The organism is Anoxynatronum sibiricum, from assembly GCF_039414295.1.
Classification (GTDB): domain Bacteria; phylum Bacillota; class Clostridia; order Peptostreptococcales; family Tindalliaceae; genus Anoxynatronum; species Anoxynatronum sibiricum.
Map to the genome: position 1 here is coordinate 19,991 of NZ_JBCITM010000022.1, position 14,554 is coordinate 34,544.

10 protein-coding genes are annotated in these 14,554 nt (G+C 49.7%); 9 read left to right on the forward strand and 1 reads right to left on the reverse strand.

The window, feature by feature from the left end:
• The first annotated feature begins 135 nt into the window (after nt 1–135).
• From AAIG11_RS15380 to AAIG11_RS15405, 6 genes are all read left to right on the forward strand, one after another.
• Nucleotides 136–885 carry an MgtC/SapB family protein gene (locus tag AAIG11_RS15380; RefSeq protein ID WP_343187118.1) on the forward strand — a complete coding sequence of 250 codons (750 nt, stop codon included), beginning with the start codon at nt 136–138 and terminating at the stop codon, nt 883–885.
• A gap of 557 nt (nt 886–1,442) precedes the next feature.
• Nucleotides 1,443–1,979 carry a ribosome hibernation-promoting factor, HPF/YfiA family gene (gene hpf / locus AAIG11_RS15385; RefSeq protein WP_343187119.1) on the forward strand — a complete coding sequence of 179 codons (537 nt, stop codon included), beginning with the start codon at nt 1,443–1,445 and terminating at the stop codon, nt 1,977–1,979.
• Between the two features lie 191 nt (nt 1,980–2,170).
• Nucleotides 2,171–2,776 (forward strand): DUF5317 domain-containing protein, encoded by a 606-nt coding sequence (locus tag AAIG11_RS15390; protein ID WP_343187120.1) that lies wholly within the window; start codon nt 2,171–2,173, stop codon nt 2,774–2,776.
• A gap of 35 nt (nt 2,777–2,811) precedes the next feature.
• Nucleotides 2,812–5,490 carry a preprotein translocase subunit SecA gene (secA, locus tag AAIG11_RS15395; RefSeq protein WP_343187121.1) on the forward strand — a complete coding sequence of 893 codons (2,679 nt, stop codon included), beginning with the start codon at nt 2,812–2,814 and terminating at the stop codon, nt 5,488–5,490.
• A gap of 33 nt (nt 5,491–5,523) precedes the next feature.
• Nucleotides 5,524–6,628 (forward strand): peptide chain release factor 2 gene (gene prfB, locus AAIG11_RS15400; protein ID WP_343187122.1). Its coding sequence is split into 2 segments (ribosomal slippage): nt 5,524–5,598 and nt 5,600–6,628, totalling 1,104 coding nucleotides; the frame shifts between segments, so codons are not numbered across the junction.
• 110 nt (nt 6,629–6,738) lie between these two features.
• Entirely contained in the window at nt 6,739–7,011 is a 273-nt protein-coding gene (locus AAIG11_RS15405; protein ID WP_343187123.1) for a hypothetical protein, read from the forward strand.
• 193 nt (nt 7,012–7,204) lie between these two features.
• Here the strand turns inward: AAIG11_RS15405 and AAIG11_RS15410 are convergent, their stop codons facing one another.
• Entirely contained in the window at nt 7,205–7,657 is a 453-nt protein-coding gene (locus tag AAIG11_RS15410) for a YaaR family protein (protein WP_343187124.1), read from the reverse strand.
• A 377-nt stretch (nt 7,658–8,034) separates the two neighbouring features.
• Between AAIG11_RS15410 and AAIG11_RS15415 the strand changes: the two genes are divergently transcribed.
• The 3 genes from AAIG11_RS15415 to AAIG11_RS18200 all read left to right on the forward strand — a co-directional run bounded on the left by AAIG11_RS15415 (nt 8,035) and on the right by AAIG11_RS18200 (nt 14,530).
• The gene (locus AAIG11_RS15415; protein WP_343187125.1) at nt 8,035–11,454 is read left to right on the forward strand and encodes a DUF6240 domain-containing protein; all 3,420 of its coding nucleotides are present in this window, start codon (nt 8,035–8,037) and stop codon (nt 11,452–11,454) included.
• 11 nt (nt 11,455–11,465) lie between these two features.
• The gene (locus AAIG11_RS15420; protein WP_343187126.1) at nt 11,466–11,780 is read left to right on the forward strand and encodes an EscU/YscU/HrcU family type III secretion system export apparatus switch protein; all 315 of its coding nucleotides are present in this window, start codon (nt 11,466–11,468) and stop codon (nt 11,778–11,780) included.
• Between the two features lie 203 nt (nt 11,781–11,983).
• Complete coding sequence (locus tag AAIG11_RS18200; protein ID WP_425499429.1) at nt 11,984–14,530, forward strand: flagellin N-terminal helical domain-containing protein; 2,547 nt, start codon at nt 11,984–11,986, stop codon at nt 14,528–14,530.
• Nucleotides 14,531–14,554 lie beyond the last annotated feature (24 nt).

Consider the following 14,554-nt stretch of genomic DNA (forward strand, 5'->3'; position numbering starts at 1 on the left):
CTTTTTTTAAGGTAAAGCAAGCAAAAGGCTCAAAAGAAACTGCGAACAGAAGATGATGGCAGACGGTTTTTTTGAGCAAAGAGATTCATTTCGGCCAGATCTGTTATAGTATACTTAATGAAGGGGGGACTGACCTTGATTGCCACAACTGAACTGATACTTCGCCTGGTGCTCTCAGCCGTCATCGGAGGTTTTATTGGCATGGAAAGGGAAGCTAATAACCGGCCGGCAGGTCTTAGAACCCATGTGCTTGTCACTGTTGGCGCTGCTTTGATTATGCTGCTTTCCATGTATGGTTTCACCCACCTCACCGCCGCCGACAGGGGCGATCCCGCCCGTTTGGCAGCGCAAGTGGTCAGCGGGATCGGTTTTCTGGGTGCGGGAACCATTCTGAGAACAGAGAATAAAGTCAGTGGACTCACCACTGCTGCAAGTCTTTGGGTTTGTGGCGGCATTGGTCTGGCCATCGGCAACGGCTTTTATCTTGGTGGATTGGTGACAGCAGTGGTGGTTCTTTTTACCCTGCGCAGCCTTGGCCTTCTGGAAAAAAAGTTCTTTAAGAAGAAATACCGCGTCTTAATCATACAGTTCTACGAACGGCCCGGCCTGATAGGTGATATTGGTCAGATCATGGGTAATAACAGTATTCTCATTAAAGACATTCGCATGGTGTCGGAGGAAGAACTGGAATCTGATGATGAAGAAGAAGGTGTTGGCATTGTGACAGAAGCTTACTTTGCCGTTAAACTGCCGGCAAAATATACCGGCAAAAAATTCTTCGGTGAGCTGATGGCTGTTTCGGGAGTGATCAGTGCCCAGTGGGAAGGCGGCAAAAAACGTTTCCCGGCAAAATCCTTCGAACCCGTTGAAAAAGAAGAGCTATAGGACCTGAGGAACTTATTTGTGACCCGCGGCGGATGGTCTTTTTTTCATCATGACTTTGGGGATGATTTCACACAGCCTGCAGATATAAGAATGCACTGTTTTCAACTTATCAACAGACTTACCCACATTATCCACAGGGCGGGGTGAGCTTTATCCACAATTCTTAAGAGTTATCCACAGAAAAGGCTGTTTTTTGTTAAGAATGTGTAAAATCAATGCTTTCCATGTCAAGAGGGAACATACTTTTCTTTTTTTATCCACAGTCTTATTGCTAAGTTGTGACATGCTTCGGGAAAAAAGTTCCTGCAAGAATTTTTCGGTAGTTGACTGGGGATATAACCATGGGATTGGCAGGTTATTCGACTTAATTGTGCGGTGATCAGTTTTCCGGTTGTTTTGCCCATGAGGAATCGGGTATATAGAATCATACCATCCTCCCCATCAATTAACACCATTCCGACCTCGCAACTGGGGCGGATGCGTCAGTTACCGGCATCGCCGGACACTTGAGAAAAGACAGCCGGCATGAGAAATTAATAGGGAAAGGGGCTGGAGTGATGAAAGTAACGGTTACCGGAAAAAACATCAATGTGACAGATGCTTTGCGAGATACCATTGTGGCTAAAATGGAGAAGCTGGACAAATATTTCAGTAAGGAGGCTGAGGCGAAAGTCACCCTCTCGGTACAAAAGGAACGGCAGATCATGGAGGCAACCATTCCCATCAGCGGATCAGTGCTGCGGGCTGAGGAAGCCACCATCGACATGTACAACACCATGGATAAAGTGGTGGATAAGCTGGCTGCCCAGCTGAGAAAGCACAAGACCAAACTGGAGCGTAACCGGATCAATCATTATGAAACCATCCGGTTTGAAAATATCCCCATGGATGAAGCGGATGACAGCTTTGAGGCTCGCATTGTCAAGACCAAACGATTCCCGGTGAAGCCAATGAATCATGAGGAAGCCATTCTTCAAATGGAGTTGGTGGGTCACAGCTTCTTTGTATTTGCCAATGATGAGACCAATGAAGTGAATGTGATTTATAAACGGCGTGACGGTAACTATGGGCTGATTGAACCCAATGTGGAATAAGCACCCTCAGTTTTCGTCGCCGATGATGAATAAATAGACAATCCCCGCCCTTTTTCCGGCGGGGATTGTTTTTTTCTGTGACAATAACTGATATAATGGTACTCGCAGACAAAGATGGGTTTCATCCGTCTATCTGATTAAGGTAAATATCAGTGAAACATTGTTGGAATCACATCGAAGGAAGTGATTGAATGTTCATCGAAGCCCTCTTGCTGGGCATTGCCATCGGCCTGTTCCGCGGCGGCAATCTGAAAAGTTTGCGCAGCGCCCACATACGTATGTCGGCACTACTGGTACTGGCTTTTCTGATTCAGGCTGCCCTGTCGTTTATGATGCTGGCAGGAAGCCGGCTGTTTCTGGACTTCAGGCTGGTGTTTTATGCCGTCAGCTATGGTCTTCTATTCATTGCATTGTTTTTTAATTTGAATAACAAGGCGGTGTGGCTGCTGATTCTGGGGAGCCTGCTGAATTTTGCCGTGATCTTTCTCAATGACGGCACAGTGCCCATTGCAGTTGAGGCCCTTGAAAGAGCCGGCTTCGCCAACCGGTTAGAACTGATTCAGTCAGGACGGCTGGTGCAATATCAACTGACAGAGGGCCCCGGCGGATGGCTGGCATTTTTGGGTAAGCGCCTCACGCCGCCTGCCGCCTATCCCATTCGCCAGGTGTTTTCCATCGGTGATCTGGTGATATCGATGGGTCTTTTCGTGTGGATTCAAAGCCTGCTCATGGGAGACGGCCATTATCAAAAAGCCCGGGTCATTCGGATTGACCACAAGGGAAAAATCTGGCGATAGCAAGCGCCACCAATTCATAAACGAGGTGAAAGAATTTGAAAGCATTATTTGAAAAAGTGTTCGGATCTTACAGCGAGCGGGAGTTAAAACGCATGGATCCGCTGGTGAAAAAAATTGAAGCCCTTGACAGCACCTTTACAGCCATGAGCAACGAAACCCTCAGGGCAAAAACCATTGAGTTTAAAGCACGGCTGGCCCAGGGAGAGACCCTGGACGACCTTTTACCTGAAGCCTTTGCCACTGTTCGCGAAGCCGCCTGGCGGGTGCTGGGGCTGAAGCATTACCCGGTACAGCTGTATGGTGGTATAGTGCTTCATCAGGGACGCATCTCAGAAATGAAAACCGGTGAAGGGAAAACCCTGATGGCCACCCTGCCGGTATATCTCAATGCCCTGTCAGGCAAAGGGGTTCACGTGGTGACAGTGAATGATTATCTGGCCCGCCGTGACTGCGAATGGATGGGTAAGGTTTATGAATTTCTTGGAATGACCACGGGAGTCAACGTGCACGGTCTGTCTCCGGCAGAAAAAAAAGCCATCTACGAAGCCGATATCACCTACGGTACCAACAATGAGTTTGGGTTCGACTACCTAAGAGATAACATGGTGATCCAGAAGGACAACATGGTGCAGCGGGAGCTCAACTATGTCATTGTGGATGAGGTGGACAGCATCCTCATTGATGAAGCCCGCACCCCCCTCATCATCTCAGGGGAAGGCGAAAAGTCCACTCAGCTTTATGCCCTGGTGGACCATTTTGTGCGGGGGTTAAAAAACGAAACCCACTATAATGTGGATGAAAAAGCAAATTCGGTGGCCCTGACAGAAGAAGGGGTTGAAGTTGCTGAAAAGCATTTTTCCCTTGAAAACTTGTCAGATCCGGAAAACATGGAAATTTCCCACCACATCAACCAGGCATTGAAAGCCAATAATTTGATGAAACGTGACAAAGACTATGTGGTGAAAGACGGCGAAGTGATCATTGTGGATGACTTCACCGGACGCCTCATGTTTGGCCGCCGGTACAGTGACGGGCTGCACCAGGCCATTGAAGCCAAAGAGAGTCTGGATGTCCGCCGGGAATCCCGCACCCTGGCCACCATCACTTTCCAGAATTATTTCCGTATGTACCAGAAAATTGCCGGTATGACAGGTACTGCCAAAACGGAAGAAGAAGAATTCAAGGCCATCTACGGCATGGATGTGGTGGAGATTCCCACCAATGAACCGGTGGTGCGGGAAGACCATGCCGATGCCATTTACAAGAATGAACCGGGAAAATACGCGGCGGTGGTGGAAGAAATCATTGAACACCATGCCACGGGTCAGCCGGTGCTGGTGGGTACCATTTCCATTGAGCGGTCTGAGCTTATTTCCCGCATGCTGCAGAAGAAAGGCGTGAAGCACGAAGTGCTTAATGCCAAACAGCACGAGCGTGAAGCCGAAATTGTGGCCCAGGCAGGCCGCAAAGGTGCGGTGACCATCGCCACCAACATGGCTGGCCGCGGTACAGACATTCTGCTTGGGGGTAACCCGGAATTTCTGGCAAAGCGGGATCTGAAGGCGAAAGGCATTGACGATGAAGTATTGGCGGCTGTCACAGCCCTCACCATCCCCGACGATCCTGAAATACAGGCCGTTGCCCGGGAGTATGAGCGGCTTTATCAGCAGTATAAACAGGAAACCGATACAGAGCACCAGGCAGTCATTGCCGCCGGCGGCCTGCATATTATCGGAACCGAACGTCATGAATCCCGGCGTATTGACAACCAGCTGCGGGGCCGTGCCGGCCGGCAGGGAGACCCGGGTTCTTCCCGCTTCTTCATCTCTCTTGAAGATGATCTCATGCGTCTTTTCGGGGGTGAGCGGATGCAGGGACTGGTGGAAAAACTGGGACTGGAAGACGACATGGCCATTGAACACGGCATGTTGTCCAGATCCATTGAAAATGCACAGAAAAAAGTGGAAGGCCGCAACTTTGGCATTCGAAAGCATGTGCTCCAGTATGATGACGTGATGAACAAACAGCGTGAAGTCATCTACAACGAACGTCGCAAGGTGCTGGATGGGGAAGACATGCGGGATCAAATCCTGGCCATGGTGGAAACCATCGTCGACAACGCTCTGGATCTGTATACCGCCAACAGCGAATACCCGGAAGAGTGGCAGTTGGAGGATCTGAACCGGCATCTCCAAGCCCAGTTCGGCCTGGAAACCTTCTACAATGCTTCAGACGTGGAATCCCTGACTAAGCAGGGGCTGCGGGAAGAAATTCTGCAGCACTGCCTGGCTCATTATGAGGTGAAAGAGCAGGAAATCAGTTCCGAACGCCTTCGTGAAATTGAGCGAATCCTGATGCTCCGGGTGGTGGACACCAAGTGGATGGACCATATCGACGCCATGGATCAGCTGAAACAGGGGATTGGTCTCCGGGCCATCGGGCAGGAAGACCCGGTGCGGGCTTACCAGAAGGAAGGCTTTGACATGTTCCAGGAGATGATCCGCAACATTCAGGAAGAGACGGTGAAAGTGCTCTTTCATCTCCAAAAAGATGCGGTGGTGCAGCGAAAAGCAGTGGTCAAGGTGAATCCTGTTCCCGGTGGTGACGGCAGCGTTTCCGGCACTGGTACCGTGGTGAATAAAGAGAAAGTGGGTCGCAACGATCCCTGCCCCTGCGGCAGCGGTAAAAAATACAAAAAGTGTTGCGGTGCTTAACAATAGAAGCGTAACAATAAGGAAGGTGAAATGATGCTGAATTTGGAAAATCTCCGGGCAGAGGTGCAGGAGCTGAAAGAAAACATCACTGAAATGGGGGCTTCTCTTTGACGTCCCAGGTCTGCAGCAGCGAATGGAAGAACTGGAACTGAAAATGGCATCCCCTGGCTTTTGGGATGATCCCGACATTGCCCAGGAGGTGCTGAAAACCAGCAAGAACCTCCAGAACAAGGTGGCGGAATACCAGGGATTGGAAAAGGCCCACGATGATCTGATGACCCTGCTGTACTTTTTGGAAGAAGGGGAGTCGGAGTTTGAAAAAGATTTTGTGAAAGGGCTGGAAGGCCTTAAAAAAAAGGTGGAAACCATCCAGCTGAAAACCCTCCTTAGCGGTGAGTACGATCACTTGAACGCCATTGTCTCCATTCATGCCGGCACTGGCGGACTGGACGCCCAGGACTGGGCAGAAATGCTGTACCGCATGTACACCCGGTGGGCAGATGCCAGCGGCTACGGGCTGGATGTCTACGACCTTCAGAATGACCCGGAAGCCGGCATTAAGAGCGTTACTTTTACCGTTAAGGGAGAAAATGCTTATGGCTATATGAAGGCGGAAAAGGGGGTTCACCGGCTGGTACGGCTGTCTCCTTTTGACACTGCCGGCAAACGACACACCTCCTTTGCTTCGGTGGATGTCATGCCTGAGTTGGACGATACGGTGGAAGTGGACATTCAGGTGTCAGACCTGCGTATCGACACCTACCGTTCCAGTGGTGCCGGAGGCCAGCACGTGAATAAAACGGATTCGGCGGTGCGGATCACCCATATCCCCACGGGAATTGTGGTGCAGTGCCAGAACCAGCGTTCACAGCATTCCAATAAGGAAACAGCTCTGAAAGTGCTGAAAGGCAAGCTTATTGAGCTGAAAATAGAAGAGAACAAAGAAAAAATCGAGGAGCTTCAGGGAGACTACAGCCAGATTGCCTGGGGAAGTCAAATTCGTTCCTATGTGTTCCATCCCTACAGCATGGTGAAAGATCACCGCACCAATGTGGAAGTGGGGAATGTGTACGGTGTCATGGATGGGGATCTGGATCCCTTTATATACGGTTACTTGCGGGAACAGATGAAGGCCTGATGCTATGTGCATTATCATCAAAGGATTTCATTGCAGGATACTCTCTAAAAGCGGGGTGTTCAGCAGTTGTTCACTAAATGAATGAATAAATGAATGAGGAGGCGCAATTGATGTCAATGGAACAGTTGTTGGAAAAGTTCACTGAAGCGCAACAAGAACAGTTGGCCAAGTGTCAGACAATTGAAGAGGTTGAAAAACTGGCGGAAGACCAGGGAATCCAATTGACTGCCGAGGAAATGGCCTTGGTGGAGGAAGTATTCAACCAGATGGGAGAATTGAATGAAGAGGAGCTGGATCATGTTGCCGGCGGCTGGTTTTTTTTAAACAAAAAGATAAAAGAAACTCCCTTGCCCAGCAGTGCACGCATGTTCTCCAAAGAATAAACCGCTGCTTCAATCATTTGGTGCATCTCATTTCCAAACTAATAATAAGCGGGTGGCTGTCCAAGCTCTTGGACAGCCACCCGCTTATTGCATGGTTTCATAACCAATGAAAGAGCATGTCATAAAACCTGTGGACAAAGATATGTCACAGAAAACCCGCCAGGAGATTCGGCGGGTTTTATCGATAGGATGTTTACATCATGATATCCAGCAGGAGCCCTCGTATGTCATCCAGACGCTTTAAAACTTTGATACGGTCTGTTTCCTGATCCAGAAATTCCTTAGTGAGTTCGTCCAGCTCCCGGTCCACATTTTTCACAATACAATAAACCCGGTGCCGCCCCCGGCGGTCGAGAAAATTCTGCTTTGAAAACTGGTGAGAATTCTTGGAAGCCACATCCAGAAACTCTTTCACCAGTTTCTTGTAGTGAAGCACGTCGTTCAAATAAAGGCGCTCGCCGATTTTTTCCGCCTGGGCGGTGATTTTTCCGTAGAGGTCTTGCAAGTGCTCCCGTACATGCTCAGATTTCACATGATCCAGCTTTTCCATAAAGACCCGCTGGGCAGGTTTCAGATGTTCCTGCTCAAGGACTTCCGGCCGTGAGATTACTTCTTTGGGCATGGCTTGTTCAATGCGTGATACCATGGGAATCGCTCCATCTCTATTAACTCACCACAATGGTGACATGGTGGGGTATGCGTCATGAATCTCTTCAACATATCAATCGGCGTAATGGCCATAAATCTTAAGAGGTGGGGCAGTTCTTTTCATGGTAATGAATGAGAGGGATTGTCGCTGTCCCATCAGAGGAATCACCGGTTGCCGGTTAAGAGAAGACGAACCCGTGTCGATAACCTTATAGAAACTTAATCATGAAGATTTCTTTATGGCAACTTATTCATGAAACTTCTTCGAAATGGATGAAGAACAACAGGATATCACTGCAATCGATGGGTGCATCCATCAATGCTTCATGAACCAACCAATGAACCAACTGATAAACTGACAAAGGAGAAAAGCCCATGATCAGCTCTTTTTTTGATAAAATCAATGTGCCTGTGCGACAACCCACTTATGGTCGTCCTGACAACCGGCAAGCCCTCACCGGCGTGCTGCTGGAAAAAAACGGCCGGGAAGTCAGCGTGATGGTTTCTGAGTCCCGGGTGGTAAAAGCCTTGCTGAAAGAACCTCTTCAACAGGAGCCAGGTGAAAAAGTGGTCATCGACCGGCGCCAGATCCAGCAGATGGAAACCCAGGAAAAGAAAGCCGATGAAAAAATGCCTCAGGAAAAGACGGTTGAGGAAAAAACAGCGGCCAACCCTGCAGATAAACTACTGGAACGCCTTCAGGTGCCGGTGAATGAGGATACCCGAAAAGCACTTGAAAACCTGGAAAAGTTTGGGCTGGAAGTGAACCGCGGCAATCTCATGGCCCTGACCACCGCCAAAAGTTTACTGGAGCAAGTGACAGGTCAGCTGACCCATGAAAAAGCCCTGAAGCTTTTGGAACAGCAGATCGATCTTGAACGCACCTCCTTACAGGAGTTGGCTCAGCGCCTTCGTGAAATGCCAGAGGAAAAAGAAACATTTTCTTTTCTGAAATTTCTCGGGTTGAAAAAAGAGATGACCACCAGTGAGGCGGAAAAACAAGCCCAAAAAATCTACGGACAGAAGATGGGAAAAGACGTGGCAGATGCCATCAAAGCACTGGATAAGCAGGGAATCACCATCAGCCGTCAACAGGTGGACCGGCTCATTAACCTGCAGGAAAAAATCTTCGGGCTGAAAGACCTGAAAGATGAAACCCTGACAGAAGTACTCAAGGGAAAAATTGAACCCAGTCTTGAAAATATCTATAAACTTCATCGCGGCGTTCGTCAGGGCATGGTGGCCCCTCCGGCTGCCCCTGGTTCAGGAATGGGATATGGCGACCCAGTGAGCGTGCCCCCTGCGGCGCTTCACCCCGCTGAACTGGCCAGAATGGCGGATGAGATCGGCCGGCACTTGCAGGCAGAGGGGATGGAAGTCACTGAAGAACGCATCCATCTAGCGGGCGTCCTCCTCACCGGTGGAGTGGCTGTCACCGGAGACACCTTGGAACAGATGGAATCACTGAAAGCTGCCGTACAGCTGGTGGCAGAAAAACTGGACGGTCATTTGCTGGCGGCCCTTGAAAAAGCCGGGATACAGGTTGAGAAAGAAGACATTCGCCAGCTGGCGGAATGGATTCGAGAGCATGAAGCCTTACAGGGAACCGGCAAAGAAGCCGTCTTACAGTCATCGGATACACCTACAGGGAGCACGGCAACTAACACCGAGGCTCTGAAAGCTACCCTGGAACAGCTGGAAAAGCAACTGGAAAAACTGTCGCAACTGGATGAAAAACAGCTGGCACAGCTGATTCGTCAGGGGGGAGCCCTTCGGTTGGAGCAGCTGGGCCCTGTGGCGGAACGCATCACCCTCACCGGTTTGTCTGAAACAGACCAGCAGGCACTGCGGCTGGCGCAGACACTGGGGAGGCTCTCGGAAATGAACCTGGATACGGCTGCCCTGCATCTGCGGCGCCAGGCGCCCATGACCCTGCAGCAACTGGTTGCCACCCAGGAAATGTGGAAGACTCAACAGCTGGAAGGAACAGTTTCCGGTGATGCAGGCAAAGAAGAAGCCCTTCCCATGGCAGAACCCTCCCGGGTAGACCAGGTGGTGGCCCAGTACCTGGCACAGCAGGGGATGTCCCCGGCCGCCGGCGGTGCCCACGAAGATATGGAAGCTCTGCGGGCCCTTGGCCGGCAACACCTTCCTCTGGATGAAACCCGGGTGAGTCAGCTGTACGCTTTGCGAGGTGCGGTGGAAAACCTGCAACAAATGACCCTTGACGAAGCCCGGCAGTTGGTGACATCAGCTGACCCAACATCAACAGGAACACCGCTGGAAGAAAAGCCTCTCCTGGAACTGGTGCCCCAGGCCCTCCAACAGGCAGAAGGTGGTGGCAGCCTGGAGGCCGGATTTCAAAAAATAGAACTCTTACAGCTCTTGCAGCAACTCACTCCCGATGTGTTGGCTCTGCATATGAAGCATGAGCTGCCCCTGACACCGGAAGCCCTCAAACTGACGCTGCAGCTTCTGGGCGGACAGATGGATCTGGAAAATTACCGGCAGGAGATGACACTTCTGATGGGGCGATCCTCCAATGAAAATCTTCTGGCTGATAAAGAAAACGTGGGGCAGCCAGGAGATAAACTCCAGCAACTTGAGAACATCACCATGCCCCGGGAAATGGATGGGCGCATGGAAATGCTCCTGAACCGTCATGTCACCGAACAGTTTCCCCACGCCTCTTCAGACCCGGAGACGGGAGCACTTCTAAAGGCAGCGGCCCACGCCCTCATGGCACAGCAAATGCCCGTGAACCGGGAAAGTCTTCAGGAAATGATGCAGTTGATGCGGCTGGCAGACGATGTGGAACAGCGCCTTAATCAGCAAGGTATGCTTCCTCCTGAGAGGGGCGGCGCGCCGGTGATGCAACAATCCCTGGAAGAGCTGATGAACAGCCTGAAAGCCACAACAAAAGAAGAAACGGTGCTGCCAACAGCTCCCACCACATACCAGCTGGAGAAGATGGCGACAACCCTCAGCAGCCTTCAGGCACTGGCAGGTGAGACGGATCGGAAAGAAAGCCTGTTGTCTCTTTTGATTAAAAACGCCACCCCTCTCACCCTGCAGGAAGTGAAGCAAATGGATCTTTTTTTGCAAAACCGCCATCAAACAGGCCAGCTGCTGGGTCAAATAATGGATTTACTGAAAGAAGAGGGCAATAACGGCAACCGATATGCCCAGGAGGCAGTCCAACAGCTTTCCCGCTTGATGGAACAGGCCACTGGCCAGCTTCGCAGCGGACAGGGCGCCGATGAGCAGCTTTACCGGGATGCTGCCCGCATTCTCCGCGAACTGGAGCCGGCACTTCAGCAAATGAATCCGGAGGCCAGGGAAAGCCTGGGTCAGGCAGGGGAGCGTCTCCTCAACTCCCTTGAGCTGCAGCAGCAGCTGAACCGGGAAGATACGGTGTTTCAGTTGCCCTTCATGCTGGGGGGGCAGTTGCAGAACCTGCAGGTTTATTTCATGAATCAGCGAAAGAACAAAAAAATTGACCCTCAGGACATGACAGTGCTGTTAAACTTCGACACCCGGCACATGGGAAATCTCAATGTGTTTGTGGGTGTGAAGTACAAAAAGATCGTCATGAAAATTGGTGTGGCCAGACAGGAAGATAAAGAATGGATCGACGCCCGCCGGGAAAAACTGGAAGAGATGATGGCGGCTCTGGACCTTGAAATCAAAGACCTGAGCTACCGGGTGGAAGAAGAGCAGCATCTTATGAGCCTGGCCGAAGACCTGCAGGCATTCCGGGGCGTGCGTCATGGCCGGCTTGATCTGCGGATTTAGGGGGCGCTTCCATGAAAAAGGAATCCAAGTCATCGCCAAAATTGAAAAGTGCTGTAGCCCTGCGCTATGATTTGCAGAAAGACTTTGCCCCCCGCATCACCGCAAAGGGAAAGGGCATTGTGGCTGAGAATATTCTCCGCCAGGCAGAAGATCACCAGGTGGCAGTGGTGGAAAACGAAAGGCTGGTGAAGGAATTGCTTCAGTTTGAGCTGGGAACAGAAATTCCCCCAGAGCTGTATGATATTGTGGCTCAGATTCTGGTGTTTGTGGAGTCGGTGGATGAAGAAAAAGGGCTTGCAGCCCTAAAACAGCAGAAACATTTATAAAGAATGCTTCAACCTCTAAAGTTGGTGGAATTTCCAGTCGATATAGGTGTTGAAACCAATCATCATCACCCCATCGACTGTGAACAACTGTCACATACAAAGCACTTCAGGATCATCGGCAAAGTGCCACGGAGGGCATCACCGCCGCGTCAGTACCATGGAGGGTTCAGACATCAAATTAAATTGAGTGGAGGGAATCACCCATGAGAATCAATCACAACATACCGGCACTGAATGCTCACCGAATTTTAAACCGTAACAATACCAGCGCAGCAGGCACCATGGAACGCCTGTCTTCAGGCCGCCGCATCAACCGTGCCAAAGACGATGCCGCCGGCATGGCCATCAGTGAAAAAATGAAAACCCAGATTCGTGGACTTCGAAAAGCCAGCCAGAACACCCTTGACGGCATTTCATTGATTCAGACGGCAGAAGGTGCCATGAACGAAGTGCATGCCATGCTGCAGCGAATGCGGGAATTGGCAGTGCAATCGGCCAACGGCACCACCACCGATGATGACCGGGCTGCCATTCAGGCAGAAGTGAACCAGTTGACCTCTGAAGTAAACCGGATTGCCAATGGCACCGAGTTCAATACACGAAATCTATTGAGAGGCAATGAAGCTCCAGATTCAAATACAATAACACATAGAATGAGCACTGGTGCACCAGCTAGTGTTCAAGGTATGATGAAGCCTGATGTTGACATTCAATCAGAATCACTGAGTATTATCATTGACGGCCAGACGAGAACAGTACGATTGAATAGCGTAGATGAGGAAGCCGGTTTCGATCAAAGATTGGAAGTTATTAATAATGCACTTGGTGATTTAGGGTCAGCTGTGTGGCTAGATCAGAATAGAGGAATATTTGAGATTCGAACTACAACAGTTGGTGGAAACAGTAGTGTTTCCATTGAAGGATCCACTAAGGCTTTAGAAGCATATGGACTCCAGGCAGGAAGATTTCCTGGAACAGCAGAGATTGACGCAGGAAAAGCAACTGGATCCATTTATTTCAATGGTCTTCCTGAAGCAGGCTCTACCATAACGATTGGAGAGAATAGAATTGAGTTTTACGATAGTAACGTTGCTCCTTATACAGGTTCCAACAGACCAATTGATATTTTCAATAAGGCGGCAGGGGCATATAGAACTGAACAAGAAATCATTGATATCATCACAGACATGGATTTTGTAGGTGTTGGGGAAGTGAGACAAGACACCATTCCCGGGTTGTTCTTGAATATAGAGACTGCAAGCATAAAAAAAGGGACCGGCGGGGTTGCTAATTTCGATGAAGATGTCGAAAGACAAGCTGGAGAATACGAGGTTCGTCTCCTCACCAACCCACAACCTGGAGATACGATCACCATAGCCGGAGTTGAATTTGTGTTTGGTGGAGATGACATAATAATTGGTGCTAATCTAGGCGAAACTGCTGAAAACCTTCGTTTAGCCATCGATTCATCTTCTTTAGGAGAGAGATTCACTAGCTCACCTGGAGGAGTCGGTGTTATTGAGCTTGAAGAAGTTAGAATTGCAGGCACTGGAGCCACCCCGCTTGAGGTAATCCCAACAGGCACATTGAATGCTACAACAAGCATAACCGAAGATAGCAATCTTGGTGTTTATAGTTTTGATATAGATGACGCTTTTTCTGACTGGGACAGAATAAACATCGGAGGAAAGGTGTACTTGTACAAATCTGATGGGAGTGGCGATTTTACCGGAGGAACTATTGCGCAGCAAGCAGCTTCTCTTGCTGCTATCATTGAAGAAAGAGATGGCAGATTTTCCGTAACTTCAACTGGAGGCATAATTACAATCACTGAAAACAGTATGACACAAGTTTCTAGTCCTGATCTTGCGGCACCTATGGTGTTTCAAGCTATTGAAGTCCCAGGAGTGTACTCGTTTGAGTTGCAAGATATTCCTGAACCTGGAGATAGAGTAACAATTAGCGGTCAGGTATTTGTCTTTGGAAGTGATCCCGGACAAGTGGAGATTGGATCGACGATTGTAGAAACTGCTGCCAACTTGAGAAATGCCATAACACTAAATACGGATCTTATGGCACGATTTGAAACTGCTGGCGGGACAGGCGCAACGATCAGACTGAGAGAGCAAGTAGGAGAAGCTACTGGTGAAAAACCTGTATTCACTACAACGATGAGTACTAAAGTGAATAGAGTTATTCTCGAAGCCGAAGTCGATGGTTTTGCAGGACAAGCTGTATTCATCGAAGGAACTCCAAAGGAATTTGTGGCAAACTTGCAAATAGGTCCTAACCAGGGGCAGGGATTCCGACTGTCGGTGGGCGATATTCGTGCGGACAAGTTATTAATTAGCTCAAATTCTCCGGACGGAAATACTGGTGTTACTGGGGCTGCGTTTATTGAAATTGCAGGTGTGACTGATGGCTTATCAGAACGCACAATTCAATATGCAGTGAATGTGTCAACAGAGGAGTATGCGACTTCGGCCATCACGGTTTACAACAACGCCATTGTCAAAGTGGCCCAGCTGCGTGGTGAGCTGGGTGCCATTCAGAACCGGCTGGAGTACACCTCTGCCAACCTGGACAACACTCAGGAAAACATGACAGCGGCCCTTTCCCGTATTGAAGATACCGACATGGCCCTTGAAATGAGTGAATACACCAAAATGAACATCATGATGCAGGCTGGTACCAGCATGCTGGCCCAGGCTAATCAGATGCCCCAGATGGTGCTGCAGCTGCTGGGATAATCAGTGGCTGATGATGACTTAAAA

Excerpts from the sequence above, each read along its gene's own strand:
- hpf (WP_343187119.1), top strand. The coding sequence starts at position 1,443 with ATGAAAGTAACGGTTACCGGAAAAAACATCAATGTGACAGATGCTTTG.
- AAIG11_RS15410 (WP_343187124.1), bottom strand. The coding sequence starts at position 7,657 with ATGGTATCACGCATTGAACAAGCCATGCCCAAAGAAGTAATCTCACGG.
- AAIG11_RS15390 (WP_343187120.1), top strand. The coding sequence starts at position 2,171 with ATGTTCATCGAAGCCCTCTTGCTGGGCATTGCCATCGGCCTGTTCCGC.
- AAIG11_RS15415 (WP_343187125.1), top strand. The coding sequence starts at position 8,035 with ATGATCAGCTCTTTTTTTGATAAAATCAATGTGCCTGTGCGACAACCC.
- AAIG11_RS18200 (WP_425499429.1), top strand. The coding sequence starts at position 11,984 with ATGAGAATCAATCACAACATACCGGCACTGAATGCTCACCGAATTTTA.
- AAIG11_RS15405 (WP_343187123.1), top strand. The coding sequence starts at position 6,739 with ATGTCAATGGAACAGTTGTTGGAAAAGTTCACTGAAGCGCAACAAGAA.
- AAIG11_RS15420 (WP_343187126.1), top strand. The coding sequence starts at position 11,466 with ATGAAAAAGGAATCCAAGTCATCGCCAAAATTGAAAAGTGCTGTAGCC.